This window comes from Bartonella sp. AA86SXKL, assembly GCF_042196885.1.
In genome coordinates, this window is record NZ_JBHIRE010000308.1 from 1 (window position 1) to 733 (window position 733).

At 42.4% G+C, this 733-nt stretch carries 2 protein-coding genes; both read left to right on the top strand.

Features of this window, described 5'->3' with window-relative positions; all coding sequences use genetic code 11:
* The first annotated feature begins 1 nt into the window (after window position 1).
* Window positions 2–475, top strand: coding sequence for a crossover junction endodeoxyribonuclease RuvC (locus ACFIO5_RS11715; protein WP_375611071.1), 474 nt, complete (start codon window positions 2–4; stop codon window positions 473–475).
* Window positions 465–733: DUF1376 domain-containing protein (locus tag ACFIO5_RS11720; RefSeq protein WP_522729890.1), on the top strand; the 269-nt coding region annotated here is incomplete at its 3' end. The genes ACFIO5_RS11715 and ACFIO5_RS11720, both read left to right, overlap by 11 nt.

Here is a 733-nt window from a genome sequence, read left to right on the forward strand (position 1 = left end):
GGTGATTAACACGATTCTTTGTTTTGATCTAGGTACCAAAACGGGGTGGGCGATACGTGGTGCAAGTGGTGACATGTTCAGTGGTACCGTGAATTTTCAATCGCGCCGTTTTGAAGGCGGTGGAATGCGTTACTTGCGCTTTAAGCAATGGCTATCAGAAATAAAGCAGACAGCAGGTCAAATTGACGTGGTGTATTTTGAAGAGGTGAGGCGTCATAAAGGTACAGATGCAGCGCATGTTTACGGTGGTTTGTTAGCAACGTTAACGGCGTGGTGTGAACAGCATCAGATACCGTATGAGGGGATACCAGTAAGTACGATTAAGAAAGCGACGACAGGCAAGGGGAATGCGTCGAAAGAAGAGATGATTAAGGCGGTGCGTGCAAAAGGGCACAATCCGAAAGATGACAACGAAGCAGATGCTTTAGCAATTTTATATTTAGTTAAAGAAAGGGAATTGGGGTATGTCCAGTAAATTACCATGGACGAGGCTTTTTGCAGACAAGTGGGCAATAGTTGTTGATTATTTGCCTGCTGTAGAGGGCAATATCTATATGCGATTACGGTTACGTATGTTGCATACTGGTGAACCTCTTTTTTATAATATTAAAGTTTTATCTCATTACACTGGTTATTCAGTGAAGAAGTTTGAAGCGGCACTGAATGTTTTGCTTGAAGAAGGATATTTCATTCGTTTAGCAGATGGTCGCTTGTGGAATTTAGATGTTGAAGA